Source organism: Spirillospora sp. NPDC127506, assembly GCF_040302145.1.
Taxonomy (GTDB): domain Bacteria; phylum Actinomycetota; class Actinomycetes; order Streptosporangiales; family Streptosporangiaceae; genus Spirillospora.
Genome location: NZ_JBEORG010000016.1, coordinates 1 through 25,386 on the forward strand (window position 1 = coordinate 1; position 25,386 = coordinate 25,386).

A 25,386-nucleotide genomic window follows, 5' to 3' on the forward strand; every position below is an offset into this window, starting at 1 on the left:
TTCCGCGTGGGGCTCGACGCGAACCGGCTCACCGCGTCGGGAGTGCCCGGCACCCGCCAAACGTAGATCAGACTGTCGTTGACCACGGGGAGCTCGTAGCCCGCGGGTGCCAGCTTGTGCGACTGGTAACCCCGGTCGGCCATGGCCTCCAGCGCGTCGTCGAGAAGATCGCGCCACTGGCTGCCGAATCCCATCGAGTAGCGCGATCCCTTGGCCAAGTGCGCCTCGGCCTCCCTGTCGTGCCTGGACCGGACGACCTCGACGAGCAGGTCGCGGGCACCGGGAGCATGCGAGCCGAGAGCTTCGGCGGGAGATAGCGAGACCATCGTGGACCTCCTGAATCCGCGTCCGGAGCCGCGGATTCGGCAAGGACGGCGACTTCAGTATGGCACGCGTTTCGCGCACATGTACTTCAGCTTTGTGCTGAAGCGAGCAACCCCAGCCGTGCCCAGTGATCAACAGCTGTCCATCACCGGCCGTTCGCCGTGGGTAGGCGCCGGTGACGGTCACCGATAGCGCGGGATCACTGAGCGAAGTAGCTGTGCAGGGCGGCGCTGCATGCCGCCTGGCGGGTGGGTCGTGAGGGAACCGGCGGTGGCACTCCCTGCCGATCGAGCTCGGCGTCCGGTGCCGCGGCTCTTGCACCTGCCGGCCTCGGGAGTAGTGGAGGACGCGTCGGTGCCTGCGCTGCGTTTCGCGCGGAGCGGCAGTCCAATGCCGCTCGGTTGCTGTCTCGGTCTTGGGGTGCAGATCGGTCGAGGCGCCCCGCCGCCGGGGGGTGATCTCCGATCGTCCGCCGGGGTAGGCGAGGCTTGAGGAGACGCGCGCGGGGGGAGCGGGTCGGCTCCGTTCGCGGGAGAGAGCCGGGAGGTGCCCCTGTTTTCGCGGCTTGGAACTGCGGACGCTCGGCCTCTCTCGACCAGCGGCCGAGCGCGAACGCTGTGACGCTGCCGGCGACGAGAACGACCGAGTTGACGATCACGGCCTTCCATTTGCTGTCGCGCTGACGTCGTCGTCGGTGTCAACGGCGCGGCGCGAGGAGCCAGGTCTCGTCGAACTCGGTACGTGCATGTGATCCGGTCACCGGCGGGAGGTCCTTCACCATCGTCCCTGCCCACCGGGAGGAATGATCTCCCTTCGAGGGACGCCCGTCGCTGCTGCCGTTCACACACCGGAAGATGGTGATCGCTTGACGGATGCGCCGCCGGACGCCGACGCGGGTGGTTCGGTCGGGAGGGCGGTGGCTGCTTCAGTCGCTCGTGGAGGTGAGGGAGTGCAGCAGGGCGGCGAATTCGCGGTCGGGGCTGATGTGGCGCTTGTGGAGGGGGCTGCAGGGGACGGCCGCCAGTCGGGCGGCGAGCTCGGGCAGTTCGGGGTCGCCGTCTCGGTAGTAGGGGGCGAGCCGGGTGAACTCGTTCAGGATGCCGGTGACACTGCGGTTGGCGGTCTTGCCGACGCGGACCTCACGCATCCGCTGCGTCTCGTCGTCGATGACTGTCTGGGGCGCGCCGTACTCGGCGAGGACGGCGGCGACATGCGCGGGAAACCTGCGCAGCAGGTCGGCGGATGGTGCCAGCGGGATCAGGATGGGCAGCAGTGTCGGCTCGTTGACGAACAGGGCGACCTGGGGGCGCCAGAACAGGACGGTGGCGTACCACTGCCCGAGCAGCGTGTCGGGCTCCTCGTCGTCGAGGTCGGGCGGGTCGATACGGTCGAGGAGCTTCTTGGTTGCGCGCACCAGGAGCATCAACCCATTGTCGCTCAGCCCGTTCAGCGTGTGCCCGCCGCATCCAGCGTGCTGCCGAATGCGGCGAAAAGCGTCTGTGTGGGGAGGTATGCCGAGGCTTCCTGTACCTCGAGTGCGTTGTCAAGTGAGGTGATGTGATCGCAGAGCACCCAAGCGGTAGGGCTGACGCCTTCCCACCATGGTGGCAAAGCATCAGCCCTACCAAGCATGTCGGTCACGGAACTACGACTCGCGGGAACGCCGCAGGCGTGTCGGAGTTGTCAGCAGGGGCAGCGCTCCGTCCCGAATCATGTTGCGAGCCCATCGACACCCCTACCGGACGAGGGAGAAGCTTGATCGCTCCATCCTTGGGGCGTTCGCCAGATGACGGTGAGGTTGAAAATCGCGGATAGTTCACTGACCGCCCATTCCTCGACGGGAGGGCGCGGGAGGACCAGCACAGAGCTGTCCACTTTGGAGTCGAGGGCATGCACGACTTCCTTAAGTCGCATGGCTCCGGCTCTCATGCACCTGAAAGATTCGCCATTCACTCCCAGTACTTCGTACACCACCGTTTCAGTAGGCCCTCGCAGGATGATGTCAGCTATCGGTGATGATTCGTCCGGGGAGTGCCCTGCTCTGAGGAGCCGAACAAGAAGCTCGTTGCGAAGGCGTTCATGGAGGTCGTCCTCGCGGTCCTCTGCCACCTCTGATTTAAGTAGATCGAGGTATTCATTGGCTATCTTAGTCGAGTCGATGGCCGGGGCATTCGGCTTGAGGTCGACTTCGACGTCGTTTCGCTCTTCTGTTTCGTGGGAATATTTTGCCTGAAGTCGCTTGTGAGCAATGGGGAGCTGACGTGCCCATCCAGAAGCGTTCAACTCGGCAAGGATTTTGGTCAGCTCGGCTTGGTTTCCTGACTTGTAGGCCTCGCGAGCGAATTGTGCGAGACGGGCTAGCGTTTGCAGGTGCGGGCGCTCAGGCCGTCCCAGTAGCTCGAATACGCTTAGCCAGTCTTTCTGGTCGGCACGCAGGCAGCGGTTAGCCATCCCTTTCAGATCGGACAGCCGCTCCGGTATGTCGACGCTGCCGCCATCGCCTACTTCTTCGAAGGCCGTCAATGCTGCGGCGTAACGCTCGCGCATCGCATCGGAAACCGGCAAACGTCCGAAGGGGTTCCGTGAAACGATCAACTTGTCGGAGTTGCCTCGCACGACCCAGGCGCGAACCTCAGCGCCTGGAGCGGGCCGTGGATCCCCGTGGCGCAGGACCAATACGGCAGGAGCGGGAAGGGGAGTGGCCGGGTCGAACTCGAAATGGTGCGGAGCAATCTCCTTTCCTGCTCGGCCTTCCACCCATTCACCGAGGAGCGTTGTGAGGTCGCCCAGGATGTGAGTGGAGTTGGCGGTGGAACCGTGGATGTCGGTGGATGGATCGCCCCACTTGAGTGGCTGCAGCGAAGTAACGACCCGGCCGTCGAGAGAGAAACTCCAGATAAATTCCTCTCCGGTCAGGAGAATGTCGTGGTCTCGCATGAGGAGGCGGCTGCGCTGAAGATCGAGGCTGAGTCGCTCGCGGATCGCGGCATCAAAGTCGTCGGCGAGAAGCGTTCGACTCTCCGGCACGAGTTTGTCGAAGGACTCGCAGGCCCTTGCGGTAAAGAAGAGGGTGCTGACGTCGTTGTTCCGGATGGATTCGGGATTATCGAGAGGCATCCCGGGGCGCGGTCTAGTGCCCACCGCCGATCGCGTGGCCGCTTTGTCTTTCCTGCTGACCCGTGATGGCACGCCGGCTGCGAACTGAAAGTAGGTTCGGTCGAGATGTCCGGACCGGTAAGCAGTGACGGCATTTCCTTCGGGGGCGAGGACCAGTCGGTAGCCCTCCAGGTCCAGGAGCCAGTAGCCATCGACTTGTCGGGCGTGGCGGGCGGTGTTCAGGAATACCCGCAGCATGTTCCTGATCTCGGCTTCGGCCGTCTGCTCGTCACCGCCGTGCAACTGCGTGAACTGAGTGCGTGCCGCCCAGGTGACGTTGATTGATGTGTGTGCGTCTGCGGGTAGGTTCAGCTTGGCGGACAGGTCCGCGTCAGGGGCAAGGTGGAGCGTCCGGTAATGAGGCGATCGGTTCACCGGTGTGGGCCTGAGGAAACCCTCACACCCGTCGATGCGGCACCAGCCGTCAGCCTCGGAGGTGCGGTGCTTGCACCGTTTGCCGTTGGCGTGGAAGCGGTTGCACTGACGTTCAGCTGTGTCCTGATGGTCTGTGGTTGGGGTGTCTGGTTCAGGGCTTAGTTCGACGGGGAGCGGAGAGGTATGGACGAGGGTGAGTGACTGGGTGCATCGGGTAAGGGCAACGTAGAGGCGGTGCAGACCCGCGTAATCCAGGTTCGCGATCGAGGCGGGTTCCAGAACGACGACGTGATCGAATTCCAGGCCTTTAGCCAGTCTGGCGGGAAGCACGGTAATGCCTGTGGCGGATTCGGTTCCATCGACTTGTGTAGTCTCGATGCGACGCTTGACTTGGTCGAGGCAGCTGTCGTCATCTGGCACGATCAAGGCGATCGAGCGTGGACGGTCTCCATCGGTTTCGCCGAGGCTGATCGCCTGTCCGACCGCATCTTCGACGAGTTGCCATGGGTTGGATGGGATAACCGTGACGCTGGTTCCGTCTTTCTCTCGGAACGATGCAGGAAAGGCTGTGTTCGGAGAGAGGTGCGCGGCCAATGGGGCGACCAGATCCATCACCTCCCCAGGGACTCGGTAGCCGATCTTCAGTTCGGTGAGGAGCCAGCCTCGTTGAGCAGCGAGAATCTGTGCAAGCTCCTGCCATGAGGCATAAGTGTGCGGCCCCGTGGCCTGAGTGAGGTCTCCGAGTACGGTCATGGATCCGCTCGGGCATCGGCGCGCGATGGAGCGCGCCTGCATAGGCGTCAGGTCCTGTGCTTCGTCGATGACCACGTGGCGATACCGTCGGGGGACCTCGCCCGTGAGTAGATACTCGATCTCCTCGCGGCATACATGGTCCTCAGCCGACCAGGCGCGGTTCGGCGCCTCGATAAGAAGTTCACGCTCGTCGTCGGTCAGAATCTGGTCGGCTGCCGCGTCGAGAACTTTTTTGCTCGTGAGCAGCTGCTTGAGGATCTGGCGTGACGATCGTTCGGGCCACAGCTTTTTCATCAAGGACTTGACTTCAGAAGTGCTGCGGAGCCTTCCTCTGATTTTATTGTCGACGTTTGCGGAGATCCGGTGATCGGCAGCGATAAGTTGGTCGATGATGCTGTCGATGGCGCGTTGGCGTTGGGCGCGGAATGTGCCCGGTCCGTCGAGCGCCTGCCGGACGATTTCCTCGATCTGCGAGCAGGGGATCCGCAGTACAGCGCCCGGGCGGCGGACCTCGAAGACGCCGCTCTCGTATGAGTTGAGCGCGTCGAAATCGACGGTGTTGTGCACCGCGCGACGCAAGACTTCGGCCATCCGCTCGCTGGACTTGATCCGACGAACCTCGAGGGAGTCGGTGACGCTGCCTTCGTCCCAGAGTTTGTCGAGCACGATGCTGCGGACCTTCTCGACGCCAAGCTGGGGCAGCACGTTGCCGACGTAGTCGAGGAAGCCCTTGTGCGGGCCGATGACAAGAACCTCAGCTGCGGTGTAGCGCTTGTTGTCGGGATTGAGCAGCCACGCCACACGATGTAGGCCTACAGCGGTCTTGCCGGTACCCGGACCGCCCTGAACCACGAGGACGCCTTCGTGTTCGTTGGCGACCAAGGCGAGCTGCTCACGCTGGATCGTCTCAACGATGTCGCGCATGCGACCGTCGCGTGCCCGGAGGAGGTCTGCGAGCAGGAAATCCTCCATCGAACCAGCCGTGGTCTCTGCTGGGGCGCTCGCAGGCGGTGCAGGGGCCGGTCCAGTCTCGTCTGCTGTTTCTTGCGGTCGAGATGGTGCACTGACGATGTCGTCGGCGTAGTCGGTCACGATGCGGCCAGCGCACCGGAGCCGTCGCCGTAGCCGGACCTCGCCAGGATCGCTGGGCTGCGCCATCTGCCAGCGGATCGCAGCAGGACTCGACCAGTTGATGACCAGCCGCCGGTCGTCGGCCGGGTCCTTGACCGTGCGCCGACCGATGTAGAAGGTTTCTCGTTCCGCTACAGCTTCGTCCTCGACGTCGACACGCATGACAACCAGCGCTCCACCCCCGCTGTCGATCGCGGTTCGCTGCAACTCCGGCGGGACGTCGGGGATGAATGACGTGCCGGATTCTGGGCAGTCCTGTCCCCAGCGCTTCGGAGAGGCATGAGAGGCGGCAGTCGAAACCTGTAGGTCCAGGCACTCGTACACGTGCGTGACGGCGGCCTGCTCCTCCTTGAGGATTTCCCGACGGTCGACGGTGCCCACTCAGCCTCCAACTCTCCAGACATCGTTAAAGCTTGCGCACGGGTAGTAACGAAGCTGTTTACGCGATGTCGGACGACCTTGGGATATTACCGAAACTGAGCTTGACCTGAATATGGTCTTGCGACTGGTCAGGAGCGCTGGAGAGCGGTGAAGCAAGTGGCTTCGCCGAGGACCTTCTCTGCGCTGTCGAGGTCGGCGAGGCGGGCGGCCACAGTTGCGACCGCCAGGTGGGCGGGGAGGGCGGCGGAGAACTTCAGGCCGCGGACGGCTCGGGGGTCGACGTCCGGCAGCACCAGTGGTGCTTCTGCGCGCGCTGCTTTCCACATGTCGGGGGTGAGGTCTTCGCGGAGCCGCACGTACAGGTCGGTGGGGCGCTGGGCCTGGTCGGTCACGGAGGAGAGCGTCGCGGTCAGGGTGGCGTTGGCGCGGTAGCCCGCCCATGTCCACCAGCGCACGTCGGTGCCCGCGCGGGTGATGACCAGGCCGGCCGGGTGGACCGATGTGGGTGCGTTCTCGGTCCGCATCTGTTGGAGCCGTGTGGTGGCTCTGTGGGTGAGGGTGATGGGTGGGTCGGTGCCGAGCAGGACGTCGCGCATGGCGCGGGTGAGGGCGTAGGACAGGCCGGCGATGCCGCCGGCGGTCCATTTGGCGATGCCACCGCCTTCGGCGGGTTCGACGAAGCAGCGGCGCCGTTTCCAGTCGATGTAGGTGACCTGCCAGGTGCGGCCGGCGAGCAGGAGGCGGCGCGGGCCGGGGCGCTCCTCGGTGAGGACGGACGGGTCGGTGCGGCCGATCTCGGCACGCCCGGACAGGACGGTGAACTGCGGCGGTGCGGTGAAGGACGCAGTGAGGTCCATGAAGTGGCGGTGGCCGAAGCGTTTCTCGGCTTCGGGTCCGATGAACAGCATGCCGCCGTCCTGGTCGAGGAAGCCTTCGGTGACGAGGTGGCGCACGATCGGTTCGGCGGAGCGGTCGAACGGGGCCAGGTCGTTCCACTGCTTCGACCAGAGTCTGTCTCCGAGCCGGTGTTCCTGGAGTACGGCGGCGAGGACCTGCTGCGCGACCAGGTGGCGCGGCATCGGCGGGGCGGCGACGTCCTCGACCCATCCTCGCCCCCACAGCGTAAGCAGTCCCGCCGATTGCAGGAGCGCGGGTTCCTTGGAGGCCAGGAACAGGCAGGAGCGTTCGGCGCCGGCGCGGCGGCCGGTGCGTCCCAGGCGCTGCAGAAAGGACGCCACGGTGGCGGGTGAGTCGATCTGGATGACGCGGTCGAGGTCGCCGACATCGATGCCGAGCTCAAGGGTGGAGGTGGAGACGATCACGCAGTCGCGTGCCTCGGCAAACGCCTGTTCCGAGCGGTGCCGTTCGGCGGCCGACAGGGAGGCGTGGGAGAGGAAGGTGGTGACGTCGCGGGCCCGCAGGGCGGCGCCGAGCTGTTCGACCTGGCTCCGCGAGTCGCAGAACACCAGGCGTTTCTCGCCGCGGTGCAGGGACGCGATGACCTTGGCGGCGTTGTCGATGGATCCGACGTAGTCCAGTTCGATCCGCGCGGCAGGCGATGCGGAGGCCGGGGCCGAAGCGGTCTCCGGGGCGACGACACGGGCGGGCCGGGTGCCGGCTCCCGCGCCTTGGAGCCAGGCCAGCAGCTGGTGCGGGTTGCCGACGGTGGCCGACAGGCCGATCCGCTGGATGGGCTGGCCGGTGACGCGGGTGAGGCGTTCCAGGACGGCGAGCAGATGCCAGCCGCGGTCGTCTCCGGCGAAGGCGTGGACCTCGTCGACGATCACGGCGCGAATGGTGCCGAGAACGGTGGCGTGGTCGGTCTTGTAGCTGATGAGCATGGACTCCAGCGACTCGGGTGTGGTCAGCAGGATGTCCGACGGGTCCAAGCGGATACGGCGCCGCTCAGCCTCGCGGGTGTCGCCGTGCCAGAGTCCGGCGCGCCGACCGAGCCACTGCGCGTACTGGTCGACGCGGGGCGCGAGGTTATTGAGCAGTGCCTTGAGCGGACACAGGTAGAGCACCGAGATACCGGTCCACTGGTGTTCGGCCATGGCGGTCAGGACGGGGAACACCGCCGCCTCGGTCTTGCCTCCTGCGGTCGGGGCCAGCAAGAGCGCGTCGTCCCCGTCGAGGATCGGGCCGATGGACCGGCGTTGCAGCGGGCGCAGGTCCGGCCATCCGAGCGTGTTGACGATGTGGTGCAGCAGGACCGGGTGCAGCCGGTCCATCACACGTCCAGCTCGATGTCGTCGGCTGTGAGGTTGCGTTCCACGTCGGTGAGTTCGCCGCCGGAAACGGTGAGCTTGTAGTGGACGCGGGGGTCGAAGTCGGGGAACTGGTCGATGCGGTCGAGAACGTCACCGACCAGTTTCTTGAGGAACAGCCGGGGCGCGACGCCGACCTGTCCGCCGAGCGCGCCGCCGACGGCGCGGGCGAGGTCGGTGATGTAGGCGTCGTCGGCGAGCGTCGTTATCCGGTCGGGGGCGTCGGCGCCGCCGGCGTACAGGTCGCGGATGGTGATGCCGAGCCCGGTCAACGACTCCAGGGTGAAGCCGGGCAGCCGGACCTGGACGGCCCGGGGATTGTCGAAACGCGGGTCGGTGCTGAAGTCGGTGGCGAGGCGCTGAGCAAGCGGCGCGAGGCGCTGCACGCCCTGCCGCCCGTCGTAAAACGCAGGCGTTCCGGTGATGACCAGGTACAGGCCGGGGAACCGGCCCGCATAGACCTCATCGATGAGCTGCCGCAGCGCGTTGAGCGCTTTCTCCCGGACGTCCGTGCGAACGCGCTGCAGCGTCTCGACCTCGTCGAGAACCACCAGCAAGCCGGGATGTCCGCTGTCGCGCAGCACGGTCAGGAGTCCCTGCAGGAAGCCGAGCGCGCCGAAGTGGTCGAGGTTTCCTTTCACTCCCGCGCTGTGGCGGACGGCGGCGGCGACATGTGGTTGCCCTCCGAGCCAGGCCAGGACGGCAGCGGCAGTGGCCTCGTCGCCGGCGGCGAGGGCCGTCCGGTAGCCGCGCAGCGCGGCTGCAAACGCCGACGCCTGCCGGGACACCTCCGCGAGCCGCGCGGTCAGCAGCCGGTCCACTTCGCCGGGCAGTTCCTCCTCCGTGGCACCGGCGGCCAAGGCGTCTTCTTCCAGCGCATAGAACCAAGCGTCGACGACGGGGCGTAGCGCACTCGGCGGGAAGCTGGAGGTGGTGAGCCGTTCGGTGAGTCTCCGGTAGACGGTCTCCAGCTTGTGCAGGGGCGTCTCGGTCTCGGAGATCTGGATCTCGGCGACCGCGAAGTTGCGGCGTTTGGCGCGCTCACCGAGCCACCGGGTGAAAAACGTCTTACCGGACCCGTACTCGCCGCGGACGGCCTTGAACACCGAGCCACCGGACGCGACCGCGTCCAGCTCCGCGTCGAGAGCGGCCTCGAACCGGTCGAGCCCAGTGGCGAGCAGGTCCAGTCCGGTCTCCGGCACCGCGCCGCGACGCAGAGCATCGATGACGGCGCGCCGGCGTGCGGCACTGACCTGGGCGGATCGTGCGGTGCTCACACCCACCAGTGTCCCATCACCCCACCTCACCATCACCCGTCGCGCCGCACGTTGAACTGCTCGCGCAACAGAAGGGGGTTGAGCCGCAGCGTGCGTCCGTCGGGCAGGGTCTCCAGCACCTGGACGCCGTCGTAGTTGAGCACCTGGCCGAGCACGGCGGCGAAACCGTCGGCGCGGGCCGCGGGGTGTCCGGCGCGCTGTGCGAGGGCGGTGATGGGCAGCGTGCCGCCGGACTCCAGCAGTGCTCGCACCGCGGCCTCGATCTTGTCGAGGGGCGGTTTGCGCGCCACCAGGCTCAACTGCTCCTGGAAGATCTCCGACGCCACCAGCGCGGCCGCGAGGTCGGTACGCGCCGGCGCGGGCTTCGGAGCCGAAATCGGTTCGTCGGAAAGGGCGGCCTGCGTCTCCGGGACGTCGTTCTGCTCCGTCTCCAACTCAAACAGAGCGTCGACCGATTCCTTCACCGTGACCGGCGCCGGAGACGGCGCGGCCTGCGCGGACTGCTCGGTTTGCGTGGCGGGCTCGGACGATTCCTGCGCGGTCCGGTCAGCGCCTTCGGTCTCGAGCTGTTCGTGTTCCAGCCGCCACCAGGCGGGGTGCTGGTCGCCGAGCTCCCGCCACCCCTTCGGCGGTGCGGCCCGGAACGGCAGGAACGCCAGAATGGGGATCGCGACCTCGGCGAGCGCCGCGCCGCCGTGGTAGCCGGCGTGCTGCGCGGTGTACCGCAGGTCGCGGTCCCACAGCGCGACGATCTCCCCGACCGGCACGTCCTGCACGACGCGCGGCCCCGACAGCGCCACCTCGCCGTCCGCGAGCGGGTCTCCGGGCAGCCGGTGCCGCGCGGACGCGACGCCGGCGCCGTCGACCTTGGTTCCACGGCGCTCGATGACATGCCCGTGGTCACTGGTGAGCAGGACCGCCATGCCGCGCTCGGCGGCCTCCCGCAGCAGTTCACGCAGCGCGCTGATGTGATCGAGGCGCCAGGTCGCGTCGCCGAGGCGGTGCTCCTTGGCGAGACGGTCGTCGATGGTGTTCAACACGACCGCGATGTGGGTGCCGTCGTCGGCGAGGGCGTCGGTCAGCGCCTCGCCGAACGGGGCCCCGGCGGTCTGCCCGCGCAGGTCGTCCTTGTGGAACACGGCGGCCTTGGCGTTCCCCCAGAACCGGTGCAGGGGGAACAGCCGCTTCTCGTCGGCCTGCCCGCCCTTCACCAGGTCCGCGGCGAACAGCGACGTCCTGGAGACGGCGGTCACGGTGGGGAGGGCGGCCGCCATGGCCCGCCGCCGGGGTGCCGCGCCGGAGGAGTCCGGGAACGGGTCGTATTCGGCCCAGTCGCGTCGCAGCTCCTCGGCGAGCTCGGCCGCGATCGCGGCGCTCATGCCGTCCAGCACTAGCAGCAGCACGCGGCGCGGCGCCTTGCCCGTCACCACCGGTTTGACGATCCGGGGCAGGAACGTCTCCACGGTCAGCATCGAGCCGGGATCGGTGCCCGCGGCCGTCCAGGTAGCCAGTGCTTGCGCGAAGGAACGGTCGATTCGCCGACGGGCCTCGCGCACCCGCTCGCCAATGCGGTCATAAGCGGCTGTGAGCACCGGGTCGGAGTCGCCGCCGGCTTCGATGTGGTCGAGGGCCTGGTCGACCCAGCCGGTCTCGGCCATGTGCCGGTCGATGCCCGCCGCGACCGTCGCCACGTCCGCGTCCGGCTCGGTGGCGAGCCAGCGGACGAGCCGCGTCGCCATCGCGGCCCGTTCGACCCGCACCACGGCATCGCGGGTCTCGGCCAGCTCGTGCTCTTTGACGCGATCCAACTGCGACCGGATCGCGTCGACATCGTCTCCCAGTAGCGCGTGGCCGAGGCCGGTGAGCCGTTCGTCCAGTCCTTCGCGCAGCACGCTGCTGTGCCTGGCCTGCGCTTCGATGCCGAACTGCCGGGACAGTTCCGAGGCGCGACCAAGGATCCGGTCCGTGGCTCGCCGGGCCTCCCGTCCGGTTTCTCCGTCGCCGGTGGCGCCGGTGCGGAGCAGGGCATGGACAAACCTCTGGCAGGACCGGCCGAACGCGGTCAGCAGGGCGTCCAGGGCCTCCCCGGTGGCAGGTGGCGGGTCGCCCAGCCAGCGTTCGATCCGTCCGCGTGCGCGATAGGTGTCGGTGTCGTTGGGCGCGTCAAGCCACAGGACGGCACACAGCAGCCCGAACGGGACGGCGTCGGCGCCGTGGTCGGCTTCGACGAGCGCGAACAGGATCTGGCCAGGCGCCCCTGCCTGCTCCGGCTCGCCGAGGAAGGCGGTGAGCCCCTGGCGTTCCGCGCCGCGCAGAGCCCGCAGCCGCTCCGGCCCGCCCGGATCGAGCGACCAGCGCAGCAGCAGCCGGACGTCGACACCGTCGGATGCCGGAGCGGTACCGGAGCCGACCTGCGGCGTTTCGGCGGCGTAGCGGCCGATCCGCAGCCGCCGCTGCGCCAGCAGTGACAGCGCCGTGCGGCGGTCCAGGGTGCCGCCCGCGAGCCGGGGCCAGCCGCCGGGCGGGGCGGCGTCCAGCAGCGCTTCGGCCGCCCACCCCTCCTCGCTCAGCCGAGGATCGCGGTCCTTCGCGCCGAACGTCTCCAGCACCAGGTTCCAGTTGTCGACGACCTCGACGCGCTGGCGAAGGACACGGGCGAGGATGGCGGGATCGAGCTCATGCTCCTCCCGGTCGGTCAGCACCACGAGAATGTCCGGGCCGTCTGCACCCGGCGCGAAATGGTTCAGAACCAGTTCGTGGATTGCCAGCGGCGAAGGCGCGGGAACGATCCGCGCCCGCTGCCCGCTGCCCCACGACAATTCGGCCGGCCCATCCCACGCAGGAACGGCGCGCAGCAGCACGACCCGCCGCTTGGGGTTGTCGTTCAGGCTCTTGCGCGCGGCCAGATACTGCGTGACGGCCGCCACGGTGAGCCGCATCGCGCCGCTGCCGGTGGCGCCTGCACTACCCGTGGTACTACCAGTAGAGCTTGCAGTCGTGGTGGTGGCGGGCATCAGTCGACGACCTGCCAGGTGATCTCGACGGTGGCGTCCGCGGGCAGCTTGGCGAGTTCGTCACGCAGCTCGTTCGCCGCGCGGGACGCGGCCGTGCGCCTCCTACCGGCCCGCGGCGCGCCGTTTCCGGCGCCGGTCTTCTTCTGCCCGTCGTCGCCGGTGATGCGGGGGTCGCTGGTTTCGGTTCCGAGGTCGACGTCCTCAGGCTTGCCCGGGCCGGGCTTGGGGCCAGGCCCTGGCTGCGGCCCCGGTCCCTGCCCCGGCTCCGGGCCCGGTGGCGGAGGGGGCGGGGTGCGCTGCAGCAGCTTGGTGACATCCGTCCGGGCCTGTTTGAGGGCGTCGACGAGGTCGGCTGTCCGCTGGTCGACGCGGGCCTTGCCGCGAAGCGATTCCAGCAGGGCTTCGCCTTCGGCTCCCTGCCCCTCGGCGAGGCGGATGACGTCCCAGGCCGCCCCGGCGAGTGCCTCGGCGACGACGCCCGCACGCGTGATGGACGTCCCGTACCGGTCGGGCGTCACCCCGTGCAGATCGAACCGGGCGAACGTCTCGACGGTCTTCTTGGCACCCGAGACCCGCTGTCCGGCCGACTGCAGCTCCTTCAGCAGTTCCACCGAGCAGCGGGTGATCTGGAGCCGCCCGCCGTCGTCGGTCTCGTCCAGGCCGAGGAAGGCGGCGTGCTTTTCCAACTGCCGCAGGAGATCCTCGGCGGCGGTGCGGTACAGGCCGGCTTGCTCGGTGATCTGCCGTGCGAAATGCTCCACCATCCGGCCGCGCCGCAGTGTCGGCGCGGGCCGGCCGAAGATCGCCGCGAAGCGGTCGGACGCCTCCTGCCAGTCCTGCTCGCTGGGTAGCGGCTGGGCGCGCAGCGCGTCTCCGTCCTTGATCTGGTGCAGCTCCGGCGGCGGGGTGAGGGGGACGCCGCCGCGCACCCAGACCCGGTCGTTCATCTCGGCGAAGGACGCGACGATCAGGTGGGCCAGGAACGGGTCCAGCCCGCGCGGCTGCGGCCGGTCGATCCAGTCCATCAGCTGGATCAGGGTGAGGTCGCCGGTGACGCCGTCCTTCTTGGCCTGCTGCATGAAGTGGTCGGACCATTCGTGCGACAGCCGGAAGTACGCCTCATGCTGCGTGCCGAGCCGTAGCGGCTCCACCAGCCGTGTCATCAGCTTGCGGTCCTTGTAGGGGATCTCCGCCTGTCGGTCGCGTGCCTCGGCCGCGGCCCGCACGTAGCCGAAGACGGTCCTGGCCTCCGACGGCTTGACCGCGGTGCCGGTGCCGGCCGGGTCGAGGTCGGGACGCAGCGGGAACTGCGCTTCGAGCAGCCGGCCCGCGATGTGCCGGACCGCGGCGTGCATCGACTGCCCGAACTGCACCTTCAGCTCAAGGCCGTCGGGAAGCGGATGGAAATGCTGGTCGAAGCCGAGCTGGACGTGCGCGGCGTCCTTGCTCTTCAGCCCGTACGCCTGCCGGAACGCGTCCTTGACCTGCTGGAGCAGCGCGTCGCGCTGGTTCTCCAGTAGCTGCTTGGCCCGGTCGCGGTTGTCGGCGTTGAGGTGGCCGGCGTACTGGGTCTCGAACCGCTGGTCGTCGGCGAGCGCCCGGTCGATGATGACCAGTTTCTGGAAGTCTTCGTAGCGCTGTGCGGACAGGTGCGTGGGCAGCCAGGCGACGGTCCGGGGCGCCTCGCCCGGCTTCTCGCGGAGCTTCTGGACGCGGTTGACGTCCTCGACGGGCCCGTAGTTGCTGTCGTCGAACGGCAGGTCGATCACGATCCGCCAGTGGCCGTCGATCTGCGGCACCAGGTCGTGGTCGGGCAGCTGGTCCTCGTCGGCGACGTTGCCGAACACCACCTCCAGGGTGCGATGCGACCCCTTCCAGACCAGGTTCAGTTCGTCGGCGCCGCCGATCCGGCCCTGGGTGCGCTCGATGCCCATCTCATCGGTCAGCAGGCGGCGCGCCAACGCGGCGCGGTTGCCGGGGTTGTTGTTGACGCGGGCATTGGCGATGACGGAGTCGACGTCCACCCCCGCCAGCTCCAGCCGGACGCCTTGGGCGGCGCCGGTGCCGACCATCTTGATCTCGGGGAACTGCGCGGCCCACGCCTGGATCTTGCTGCGGATGATGCCGTCCTCGCTACCCGGAATCGGCGTGGACACCGATCCGTGGTTGAGCGCGGCGAGCCGCCGGAACGTCAGGTCGTGCAGCGCGGGTACGCTCGGGGCGAGCGCCGACAGCAGCAGCGTGCAGATCAGCCGGTTGTCGCCGACGAACGACCGGCACCGCTGCGCGAGCCGCTGGTCGGCCACCGCGTCGGGGTCGCGCAGGTACCGCTGGACGTCCTCTTCGGCGACGTCGTGGGTGTCCAGCAGGAACGGGCGCAGCTTGGTCTTGTAGAGCTTGTCGGCGGCGGCGAACACCACCTTCAGGTCGTCGACGAACGGCTTGTCGCCCCCGGCGGCGATCACCGGATACAGGTCGCCGACCGCGATCAGGTCACCGAGCCGCAGATGGTCGCGGTTGGCCGCGAGCAGCTCGCCCATCAGCTTCAGACCGGTCCGCGACCGCTGCAGCGCCGAGGAGATGTGCACGAGCGTGTCCATGAACGCCGGCGAGAACGGGTACGTCAGCCGGAACGACTCCTCGTCGGCGCCGGTGGTGCTCTTGTCGGAGCCGAGCAGGGTGTCCCATATGCCCGGACCGAGCCTCTTGGTCTTCTCGAATTCCGCGTTGATCTGTTGCGCGGCAGAACTGCCCGGACCGTCGATGGGGGTGAGCAGCCGCGCGTGCGCGATCTGCGGCAGGTTCCGGTCCTCCAACGTGATCTTGTCGAAGCGGCCGGACGCCAGGTTGAGGGTGTCCTGGATGGCGGCCTCGGCCGCCCCCGACACCTCCTCGCCGACCAGCTCGCGCAGGTCGCGCTGGCGGGCGATGAACGACACGATCGGGATGGCGCGCCGCGCGTCGCCCCCCTCCACGAAATTGGTGATCTTCCCCGCCTCGCGGGCGACGAGCTTGCTGTCGTGGATCAGGGTCGCCAGCCACAGCACCAACTCGTCCAGGAACAGGATCAGCCCGTCGTAGCGGAGCGACTTGGCGTGCTCGGCGATCACCGAAAGGCCGGCATCGAGGGAGATGAAGCCGTGCTCGTCCTCGGCGGCGTTCCTGGCGAAGCCGGGCAGCAGGCGGGTCGAGGCGTCCTGGACGAGCTTGGCCCGCAGTTCCGCAGGAGTCGACGGGTTCACCAGGTCGAGTGAGACGCCCTCCTCATGCGATTCGGGCGCGGCCAGGGCCTGGTCGAGCAGTTCCGCCGACCACCCGAAGGACTCGCCCCAGTCGTCCTCCTCCTCGTCGGTGCCGCCGTCCCCGCTGAGGCCGCGCAGGACGGCGTCGGTGCCCATCGTGGTGAGCAGCCCGCGGATGTCGTCGAACAGCGCGTCGGTCTTGTACACCTGCGGGACGGGCGCGTCCGGGTGCAGCTTCTTGACGTACTCGACGTACCGGCCGAGGACGCGCTGCTCCAGCGACCGCGCCCCCAGCATGTGGTACGGCACCAGCAGGAACTTCTTGCCGTCGTTCTGGATCCACTCGTGCCGCGTCAGGACGTTGTCGAAGTCGCGGTTGCCCCACACCTTCTGATTGCGCGACAGCAGCGCATACAGCACCGCCATGAAGTGCGACTTACCGGAACCGAACGAGCCGTGCAGGTAGGCGGCCTTGGAGGTATGCCCGTCCACCGCAGCCTTGATCAGGTCAAGGGCCTCGATGAAGTTGTCCCGCAGCCGCTCGGTCAGCACATAGCTGTCGAGGGCGCGCTCGGCCCCCTCGGGCGTGGTGGCCTCGGCGAGGCTCAGCACATAGTCCGAGGTGGAGATCGACTCCTTGATCGGGATGAGGTCGCGGAGCAGCGGCGGCCGCTGTGCCATCTGTTCTTCCCTGCCTTTCCGCCGTTGCCGGTACTGCCCGGTCCTGCGTCTGTCGCCTGGATGTGGTTCCGGACGACTACTGCTTGGCCCTGCGGCCCCGCCGCGCGGCCTCCGGCCGCCAGGCGCGCAGATCGTCGTCGGTCAAACCGTGCTCGTCCCTGACCTGCTGCCGGTAGCCGTCGAAGTACGCGGCCGGGGAACCGCTGTACGCCGGGTCGAAGTCATCGTGCCACTGGTTCAGCCACGGCTGGAGCTCCAGCAGACCCGCCAGGAACGGCGTGATCTCCTCGCGCGTCATCGACTGGCCGGTGAAGTACGTCGCGAGCGCCAGCGCCTGCTCCCGGTGGTCCCACCCGGCCCAACCGAACAGCTCCGGCTGCACCCCGAGCGCAGTCGGATACGAGATGAACCGCTCCTTTGGCACATCCAGCTTGCCGCGCGCCCGCCAGTACGACGGCTTCAGGAAGTCGGCCGAGGTGTACTTCGGCGGCGTGGGGATCGAATCCCGGATCTTCCGCTTGGCCATCTCGTCGGCCGCGGCGTCCTCCTGCCGCTGCAGATCCCAGACGTTCTCCCAGTCGGCCCGCTTCCTGAGCCCGGACGGCTTGTACCGCAACTGCGGCAGGAACGGGACATGCTCGTCGGCCATGAGGCCAGCGGCGACCTTCCGGAGCTCTTCCCGGGGCCGGTAGATGCCCGCCACCGACACGAAGTCCTCGTCCTGCCCGAGCATGCTGATCAGCCGCGACAGCGACTGGATGACGGGGGCGCCATTCGCGTCGAACCAGTACTCCCGGTTCTCGATCCGGTCGAGCAGCCAGGACCGCAGCGCCTTCTCCTGCAGCGCATCCCACCCCTCGGTTGCCCACCGTCGCTTGTACTCGGGTCGTTCGATCATCCCGATTGCACGTGACGTCTCGATCGCATCGATCCGCTTCTGCGCGATCGCCTTGTAGGACTCTGGCCAGTGCGCCGGAATCTCCGTGATCGGCATGGACCCATGCCGCTTGAACCACTCATCGGACGCCTCGCCCTTGGCGACCCGACGAGCCAGCACGATCTCGAACGCCCGCTCACCGAGAGCAAGCTCCGGCACGTCGCCCTGAGGCGCGCGCAGATCCTTCGGGTGAAGCCCGTAGATGGAGTAGATCTGCCAGTCCAACTCCTCCTGCAACGCAATCATCCGCGCCCGGATCGACTCCCACTTCCCCTTGGCCTCTCGAAGAACAGAGGAGGTGGGCGAACCCGACGAAGCAACAGCCGACGGCATTACTGCGGAAAGCTCCTGTGCAAGCCCGTCGAGCGCAGTGGCCAGCTCAGTCGGGTAGGTGCTGGGCAGCGGGAACTGCTGCAACTTTGTTCCAGTGAACTCGAAGAAGCGCTCCCAGTCGTCGCTGGTGAACCCGCCACCTTCGCCGCGGATCCCCTTGTCGTGGCTGACCATCTTGAGCCAAAAACAGGCAGTGGAGCTGTTCAGCAACCCGAGCAGGCGCAGGTGGTCCTCTTCGGTAGCGCCTTTGGGCAGCTTGATAACTGGGCTCGACTGCTTGAATACCCTCTTTTGTCGATCGATAATGAAGTGGTTGTGTGTCGCAACAAAGGCGAACGCTATCGATGTCTCGGAGGCGCCGGAGTCTTTGGGGAGCTGGTGCCACTCCCACCAGGGTCTCCCTTCTTGGAAGTAGGTCTTCCCTGAAGGTGACACTCGTTTGCCGAGTTCCGTCCTATATGGCCAAAGGAGGGGGGAATTCGACTCCTCTGCCGTCAGTTGTTTCAGAGAGTTATCGCGATAGTATGGAAAGAAGGCCAGGTTGTTGGTAGATGCACACCAGTCTCGCAGTTCGTCTCCTGCGACGAGTGGCCGAGTGATTTCTCTAAATCCCTCTCCCCAAGAACGCCGTGGGCGGACCATAAGTTCGTCAGCATGAGTCATGCCGACGAATCCTATCCTCGTCGCCAAATCGGCAAGGCGTGATCCTGGGGCAGCCTCAATTACTTCCTTCATTTCAAGGCCGTCATCAAGCAAGATCCATGGGTGGCGACTAAAATAGCGCTCCCGCTCTAGGTCTGCCGTAGACACCCACGGGTTGACGAACTCCGGATCATCAATGCTCCGGACGATCGCCCTCCACACTAGGCCTGCTTCTCCGTCTGTGGGCTCGGAGGGTTCGCCTTGGATGCTGCGGACCGTGCGGACTGATGTCGACCGGCCACTGCCGCCGCATGGCTTTCCGATGATGATTACTGTAGGAGTGCCGTGCCCAGGAATAAATGCACCCGAGGCGTCGATTACTTCAGTCAACTCAACCTGATTGGCAAAGTACTCGTTGATGAGTTTGCTGCCAAACTCTCGCTTCATAAACGAGTTTGACGTGATTTGCCCCGTCAAGCCGAATCCGCGACCGTCGACACCTCCACGCTTTGCCAGCTCAAAGAACCGCTGGGCAAAGGGAACGGTTAGGGCATAGAGACCGGTGCAGGCGTTATAAAGATTCCGGTAAAGATCCTTTAGCTTGCGATCCTTTACCGTGATGTACGGAGGGTTTCCGACGACGACGTGGTAGCGGCCGGGCTGCAGGATCTGCGGGTGTTCGTGGACGTCTTCTGTAGCGTAGGAGAACTCCGCCAAGGGGTCGCCGCTGTGTTCGCCTGTGAGAGTGAGTTCGAGTTGGCGTGCCTTGATCAGCGAGTCGCCGATGGCGAGGTGGAGGGGCCATTCGTACTTGCCGGCTTCGCCGAGGGTGCGGATGTCGGCGGCGGCCATCGCGGCGACCAGGAGGCGGAAGCGGGCGACGGCGATGGCGAACGGGTTGATGTCCACGCCGTGGACGGAGTCGAGGGCCGCGCGGACGCGCTCGTGGAGGTCGCGGTCGGGGCGGCGGTCGTTCCAGAGGCGGACCAGGCGGCGGAAGGCGCCGAGGACGAAGTGGCCCGAGCCGCAGGTCGGGTCGATCATCTTGAGTTCTTCGAAGCCGAACTCGCGGATCGCCGGGTCCATGGTGCGGTCGAGGATGAACTCCTCGACAAACTCGGGGGTCTGCAGGAGTGCGTACCTCTCCCGCGCCGACTCCGACAGGTCCTGGTAGAGGTCGCCGAGGAAGCGGGTGTCCCAGCCCTTCGTGCCGTCGTCGTTCAGGGGGTCGGTGAAGTCGTGGACGAGGGTGCCGTCCTCGTCGCGCGTCTTCCAGAAGTCGATGAGGGCGCCTGCGGCGTCGTGGCTGATCGGGATCTGGTACAGCGCGTTGTGGTCCGGGTCGAACAGCAGCCTGCCGGCCTGTCCTTCGCCGAGTTCGGCGAAGGCGTGTTCCAGCCAGCCGCGGTAGGTGGGGTCGTCGTCGGCTTCGACGTATGCCTCGTAGCGGACGCGGGCGAGGTCGTGGCGGTCGGGCTCCGGGGCGGCGAGGTAGGGCTCGGGGATGAGGCGGTTGTCTTCGCAGAAGCGGACGAAGACGCTGCCGAGCACCCACGCCACCGCGACCTGCGTGATGCGTTCGTCCAGCCAGGAGCTTCGTGTGGCGGCGGTCCGGCCGAGTTTGAAGGCCTGGTCGTACTCGCTGTCGAAGCGGGCCCTGATCTCGGGAAGTTCCTTGACCTGCTGGGCCAGGTCCTTCTCGAGTTCCTGGACCTGCTTCTTCAGGTCGGCCAGCAGGGCCTTGCGGTCGATCACGGGGGCCGTCCGATCCACTGTGAATCTCTGGGGTGTGTTAGAGCACAGGGTATCGGCGACCGCTGACAGAAACGGCTGGTGCGAACGAGGTCGTCAGACCTGATCAGGCCAGTGGTTCATGTCAACCGCGAAGCGTCCGGGTCACGCTGCGCGGTGAAGGTTGGTGACCCAGGGGTCCGGCAGCTTGATCCACTCGCCGAGCGCGTCCTGGTACGGGACGGCCGTGGTGCCTAGGCGCGGCTCCCGGAACGGGTCACCCTGCGGGCACAGCAGCCACAGGCCGCGTCCGCCCATGCGGGCCGCGGCCGCCAGCGACGACAGCACACCCATCGCCTGGTAACGGGCGAACACCGCGGTCTCGGTCAGCAGCAGCGGACCGGAGCCCGCCGCCATCCGCTCCCGGATGGCCGACTCCACGCGACCCCACGCAGTGCGCGCGTACTCACTGAACTTCCCGGCGGCCTTGCTGCCGGGCTCGGCGACGTCGGCGCGCAGGATCGTCTCCCACGTCGGTTTGGTGCCGGGTGGGACGAGGTCGTGCAGGGTCCGCAGGAACAGGGTCGTCACCGACAGCGGCTCGGCGCCGAACCGGGGACCCGACAGTTCCGCTACGGCCTGTTCGGTGAGGCCGGCGCGAACGGTCAGCACCCGGAAGCCGTCCCGGTGGACCGAGGCCTCCAGGCGTTCCTCGGCCTCGGCGGCCGCCGCCATCTGCGGGTCGGTGGCATACCGCGTGACACCGCCCTTCCGGGTCTGGCGGCGGCGGCCCGGTCCGCTGACGTAGCTGGAGACGAGGTCCAGGTTCGTGGGCAGGTAACGGTGGGTGCGGGTGTCCTTGCGTTCGGACAGCGTGAGGTCGAAGCCCGCCTCCTGCAACGCCCGGGTCAGCGCGCCGCCGGTGGGCAGCCGGTCGCCGGAGTCGTTGAAGCGGGGGAAGCGGGTTAGGACCCGTTCGTGGATCTCCCCGGCGGGCAGCCCCGGCTGGTACTCCTCCGGGACGCCCGCGATGAGCGGGACCAGACCCGCCTGGGTGAGACGCAGGGCCCGCACGAGCGACAGATCCCGCGGGTAGATCTCCAGCCGGGGTGTGACGGCGGCGTTCTTGGATGCGGCGACCGCGACCTCGACCGTGCGGCGCTCGTCCCAGTCGATCGTGCCGGGCGGCGGGCTGATCGCGCCGAGCTCTGTGAGGACCGTCCCCGCCGTCGGTAGCGTGCTCAGACCGGCCAGGCGGTCGGCGACCCGGCCCAGCCGGAACGCGTAGTCCTGCAGGCCTGGAGCCGACGGTGTGTCGGGGCCGTCGTCCTCGCCGACCTCCAGCGCCAGCAGGCCGCCGTTCGTCGCGTTCCCGTCATCGTCTCGCTTCGCGAAGTGGCGGAACGCGCTTTCCTCAGGGACGAACTGCTCGGCCTCCACCACCGCCCGCACCGCCGCAAGGCCCATCGCGCGCCGCAGCGCCGGGTGCTGGAAGCGGGTGCCGCGGCGGACGGTCAGCACCTCGGCGAGCTCCATCGCGGAGGCGATCCGGCCGAATCCGGCCAGCAGCTCCAGGATTTCCGCGCGCAGCTCCTGCATCACCGGTTCCCGGCGCCAGCGCCTGCGCTGCTCCCGGAGCATCTGCGGGACCCGGCCAGGCGTAATCCCCACAGCGTCGGCCACTTTCGTCTGCGTCGGCCACAGTGGGACGTCTGGCAGTGTGCCGCCCTCGTCGGGGAGCCGCAGCAGCAGCCGCATGCTCTCCACCTCGTTGCGGTTCGACCCGTTGGGCTTCAGCTTCGGCACCAGCAGCGCCGCCAGCGCGTCGAGGCTGGCGGCGCGCAGCACCTCAGCCGCCAGAGCCCCGGCCTGCTCGCTCGTCACCGCCCTATCGGCCACCGCGGCCTCGGCGACGCTGCGCTCCTTCAGTTCCTTCAGCTCACCCGCCGCGACCTTGCGCCCTTCGGGCGTCAGCGGGGACTGCGGGGTGCGGCCGAGCCGCTCGGCCCATTCGCGCTGCCGCTTCTGGATCTCGGCCCGGGTCTTCGGTCCGAGTCCGGGGCCGTTGACCAGGTTGCGGCGGCTGTACTCCAGCAGCTCGCCGACGGTCGTGACGCCGAGGCCGAACAGGAAGGACTCGGCGGTCGGTGTGAGGCCGGCCGCTGACAGGTGTGTATCGCGGGTGGCCTGCGCGGCGAGCCGGTCGCGCTCCTGCTCCGCCGTCGCCGGCTCCGCGTCGGCGATGCCGGCCTCACCGGCCTTGCCGTTCGCGGCGACCGGGTGCCGGCTTCCGGGAATTGTGGATGGCGTGCGATCGGCGAGGTCGAGGAAGATCTTCTTCCAGGCGTCCCGCATCGGCTTCAGCTCGGGGAACCGTTTCTCAGCGTCCCGGTGCAGGGCCTTGCGGAAGAACGCGACCAAGCTGTCGCGGATGTTCGGGTCGAAGGCGTCGGCGGCGATGTTCGGGTACGGCCATTCCTGCGGATCGAGCTGCCGCGGCGCCACCTTCCCATCACCCCACTTGGGCAGCTCTCCGGACGCCATCTGGTGCAGCGTGACCGCGACCGCATACCGCTCGGCGTGCGCGTCGTACACCGAACGGGTCAGGCCCCCGATGAACGGGTCCAGGTAGCCGTCGGTGCCCGCGTCGACCTCCTGCACCGGATACCCGGCCAGCGAGAAGTCGATCAGGACGAGTTCGCGGGTGCGGTTCGGGCGGATCCGGATCGCGATGTTGTCGGGCTTGATGTCGCGGTGCCAGACGCCCTCGCCCTCCAGGAAGTCGACCGCGCCGAACAGGTAGTCGCCGTAGGCCTCCAACTGGTCGATCTGGAGACGTCCGCGCTCCCGCAGCTCGCGGGCCACCGTCTCCTGGCGGTGCCGGGACGACACCGTGCCGGGCGGCTCGTCGCTGAAGCGCTCATCACCCACGTACTCCAAGGCCAGCACCGTACGTCCGCCGATGGTCAGCGGTTCCGGCTCCACCAGGCGGATCACCCGCGAATCGGCGCGCAGCCGCCGCATCACCTCGGCCTCGCGGACCAGGATCGCGGCCCGTGCGTCTGACAGCGCCACCTTGAGCACCACCGGCACGCGGCCGACCTTCCCGTCCGCGCCGGCACTCAGATCGCGTACGAGGAAGGCGCGGCTCGTCGAACCGGTGCCAAGTCGCCGCCGCACTTCCCAGCGGCCTGCCAGCACATCGCCGGGAACCGCCTCCAGCGGGTCCTTTTCCGGTGATGGCTCCACGGGCGTGAGGCCGGGATCGGTGCTGCCGGTCGGGGTGGTGAGCGCGTCCTCGACGCACTCCAGCATCTCCAGGAACTCATCCACCGTCGCCAGCCGCCGCTCCGGCCGGAATGCGGTGGCGGCCTGCACCAGGTCGTCGATGTCCTGCAACAAGCCGTCGACGACCCCGCTCGGACGCAGCCCGTCCCCGGTTTCCAGCCGCCCCAGCACCTCCGCCTGCGAGCCGCCCGGAGGCCTGCCGGTCGCCAGCAGATACGTCAGGACACCGAGTCCGTAGACGTCGAGTGCCACCGCGTCAGGATTGACCGCCGTCAGCTCGGGCGCCAGATAGGCGTCGGAACCGTCCGACAGGTGGATCGCCGACAGCCTCGTCGGCGCGAACCGCGTCGCCCCCGCCGACCCGGTCCGCTGGGTCGCGATCTGCCAGTCGGAGATCTGCAGCATCGGGGACAGCCAGCGGGCGTCCCCGTCCCCGGACGGATCATCGCGGCGGCGCGGACGAGGAATCACATGGATCGAACGCGCGGCCAGGGCGCGGTGATGGATCCGGCTGGAATGCGCGGACCGCACTGTCTCGGCGAGCTGCCGGACCAGCGCCATGCGGTCGAGAATGCCGAGCTTGTCGCCGTAGCGGACGAGATACTCGTCCAGCCGGAGCGTGTCGGGATGGTAATCGAAGATCAGCGCGGGGCCGGCGGAATGACCGGACGGGTCGTACTGCTTGAGCTGGACGACCCCCGGATGCCGGAACCGCTGCAGCACCGCGGCCTCCCGGCGCGCCGCGTTCTCCACTGAACGCCGGATGGACGCGTCGGCACCGCGCTCGCTCAGGTAGATCCGCACCCGCGCCGGCTCCCGCAGGTCGTTGTGCCGGGCGAAGTAGTCGGCCCAGGTCGGACCGGTGTCGAACGCGCTGCGGTCCAGCAGGTACGGCCCCACCTTGAACTCGGCCTCGCTGCGGCGGATACCGACCCGCTCCAACGCGGTCTTGATCGCCCGTGCGCGCGGACCGTCGATTCGCCGCCGCTCGTCGCTCGGCGGCCGGCGCAGCATCGTCGCGAGTTCGTCGATGGTGTAGACGCTGCGCTGCTCGCCCACCGGCAGCCGGACCCGCAACGCTGCGTCGGTGAAGCAGATACCCGCACCCACCCAGACGCGCTCGCCGTTCTGGGTCAACAGCCCGGCGAGCTCCTTGGCCTTCTGGTTCACCAGGTGCAGTGGATTGCCGTGCGACACGCGGCGTCCGGACGGGGTCGTCTGCACCCACGTGCCGTTCTCAGTGGCGAGGCGACCGTGCCAGTCCTTCAGCTCGATCATGTGGACCCCGCCGGGGGCGATGACCAGCAGGTCCACTTCACGGATGTGGCCGGTGTTGGCGGTGAACGTGAAGTTCGACCAGGCATGCCACGGACCGCCGTCCGGCAGCCGCTCGCGGATCGCGTCCAGCCCCCGCCGCTCATGCTCGAACTGGGACTCCGTGACCGTCGTCCACCGACCCTCGAGCATCCTTCAACCCGCCCATCGAGATCTACGCCTCACCGCCGCGCCCTGACGGGCACCGGAGCACAGATGCTATAGCCGCCCACCGACAACGAGGGGCCGCCAGCCGGGCACGCCTGCCTCACCGCTGCTGGCCGTGAGGTAGGTCGGCGGAGCAGGTACGAGCCGACCGTCGACCAGGGCGGCTGGTGTCTGCGTAGTGCTGCCGCTCGAACGCAACCGTAGTCAGTGCCGATTCGACGGTGGCGACGGCTGCATCCAGCCGCACTTGAAGGCCCGCCGGCATTGAACCTTGGCCAAGGCCCGACGAATCGGGTGTGCCTGGCGTTGGCGCTCCTGCCGCGGCGACAGACGGCGCCCATGCTCGAGGACGTCGCGTGCGGCGTAGCCATC

At 67.9% G+C, this 25,386-nt stretch carries 9 protein-coding genes; all 9 read right to left on the minus strand.

Annotation, left to right across the window (positions count from 1 at the left end; genetic code table 11):
* Window positions 1-326, minus strand: a 326-nt coding sequence (locus ABTW95_RS17055) for a hypothetical protein (RefSeq protein WP_500226734.1), incomplete at its 3' end; no start/stop codon positions are given.
* A 923-nt stretch (window positions 327-1,249) separates the two neighbouring features.
* Window positions 1,250-1,747 carry a DUF6933 domain-containing protein gene (locus ABTW95_RS17060; RefSeq protein ID WP_500226735.1) on the minus strand — a complete coding sequence of 166 codons (498 nt, stop codon included), beginning with the start codon at window positions 1,745-1,747 and terminating at the stop codon, window positions 1,250-1,252.
* Window positions 1,748-2,034: 287 nt separating this feature from the next.
* On the minus strand, window positions 2,035-6,120 hold the full coding sequence (locus ABTW95_RS17065; protein ID WP_500226736.1) for a HelD family protein: 4,086 nt from the start codon (window positions 6,118-6,120) through the stop codon (window positions 2,035-2,037).
* Window positions 6,121-6,248: 128 nt separating this feature from the next.
* Complete coding sequence (locus ABTW95_RS17070; protein ID WP_500226737.1) at window positions 6,249-8,351, minus strand: DEAD/DEAH box helicase; 2,103 nt, start codon at window positions 8,349-8,351, stop codon at window positions 6,249-6,251.
* Window positions 8,351-9,664: a BREX system ATP-binding protein BrxD gene (gene brxD, locus ABTW95_RS17075; protein WP_500226738.1), complete on the minus strand. Its 1,314-nt coding sequence runs from the start codon at window positions 9,662-9,664 to the stop codon at window positions 8,351-8,353. The genes ABTW95_RS17070 and brxD overlap by 1 nt, the downstream gene beginning before the upstream one ends.
* A 32-nt stretch (window positions 9,665-9,696) precedes the next feature.
* Window positions 9,697-12,603 (minus strand): BREX-2 system phosphatase PglZ, encoded by a 2,907-nt coding sequence (gene pglZ / locus ABTW95_RS17080; RefSeq protein ID WP_500226739.1) that lies wholly within the window; start codon window positions 12,601-12,603, stop codon window positions 9,697-9,699.
* 74 nt (window positions 12,604-12,677) lie between these two features.
* Window positions 12,678-16,601 (minus strand): BREX-2 system ATPase PglY, encoded by a 3,924-nt coding sequence (pglY, locus tag ABTW95_RS17085; protein ID WP_500226740.1) that lies wholly within the window; start codon window positions 16,599-16,601, stop codon window positions 12,678-12,680.
* Between the two features lie 76 nt (window positions 16,602-16,677).
* Window positions 16,678-20,268, minus strand: coding sequence for a BREX-2 system adenine-specific DNA-methyltransferase PglX (gene pglX, locus ABTW95_RS17090; RefSeq protein WP_500226741.1), 3,591 nt, complete (start codon window positions 20,266-20,268; stop codon window positions 16,678-16,680).
* 141 nt (window positions 20,269-20,409) lie between these two features.
* Window positions 20,410-24,999 carry a BREX system serine/threonine kinase PglW gene (gene pglW / locus ABTW95_RS17095; RefSeq protein WP_500226742.1) on the minus strand — a complete coding sequence of 1,530 codons (4,590 nt, stop codon included), beginning with the start codon at window positions 24,997-24,999 and terminating at the stop codon, window positions 20,410-20,412.
* Window positions 25,000-25,386 lie beyond the last annotated feature (387 nt).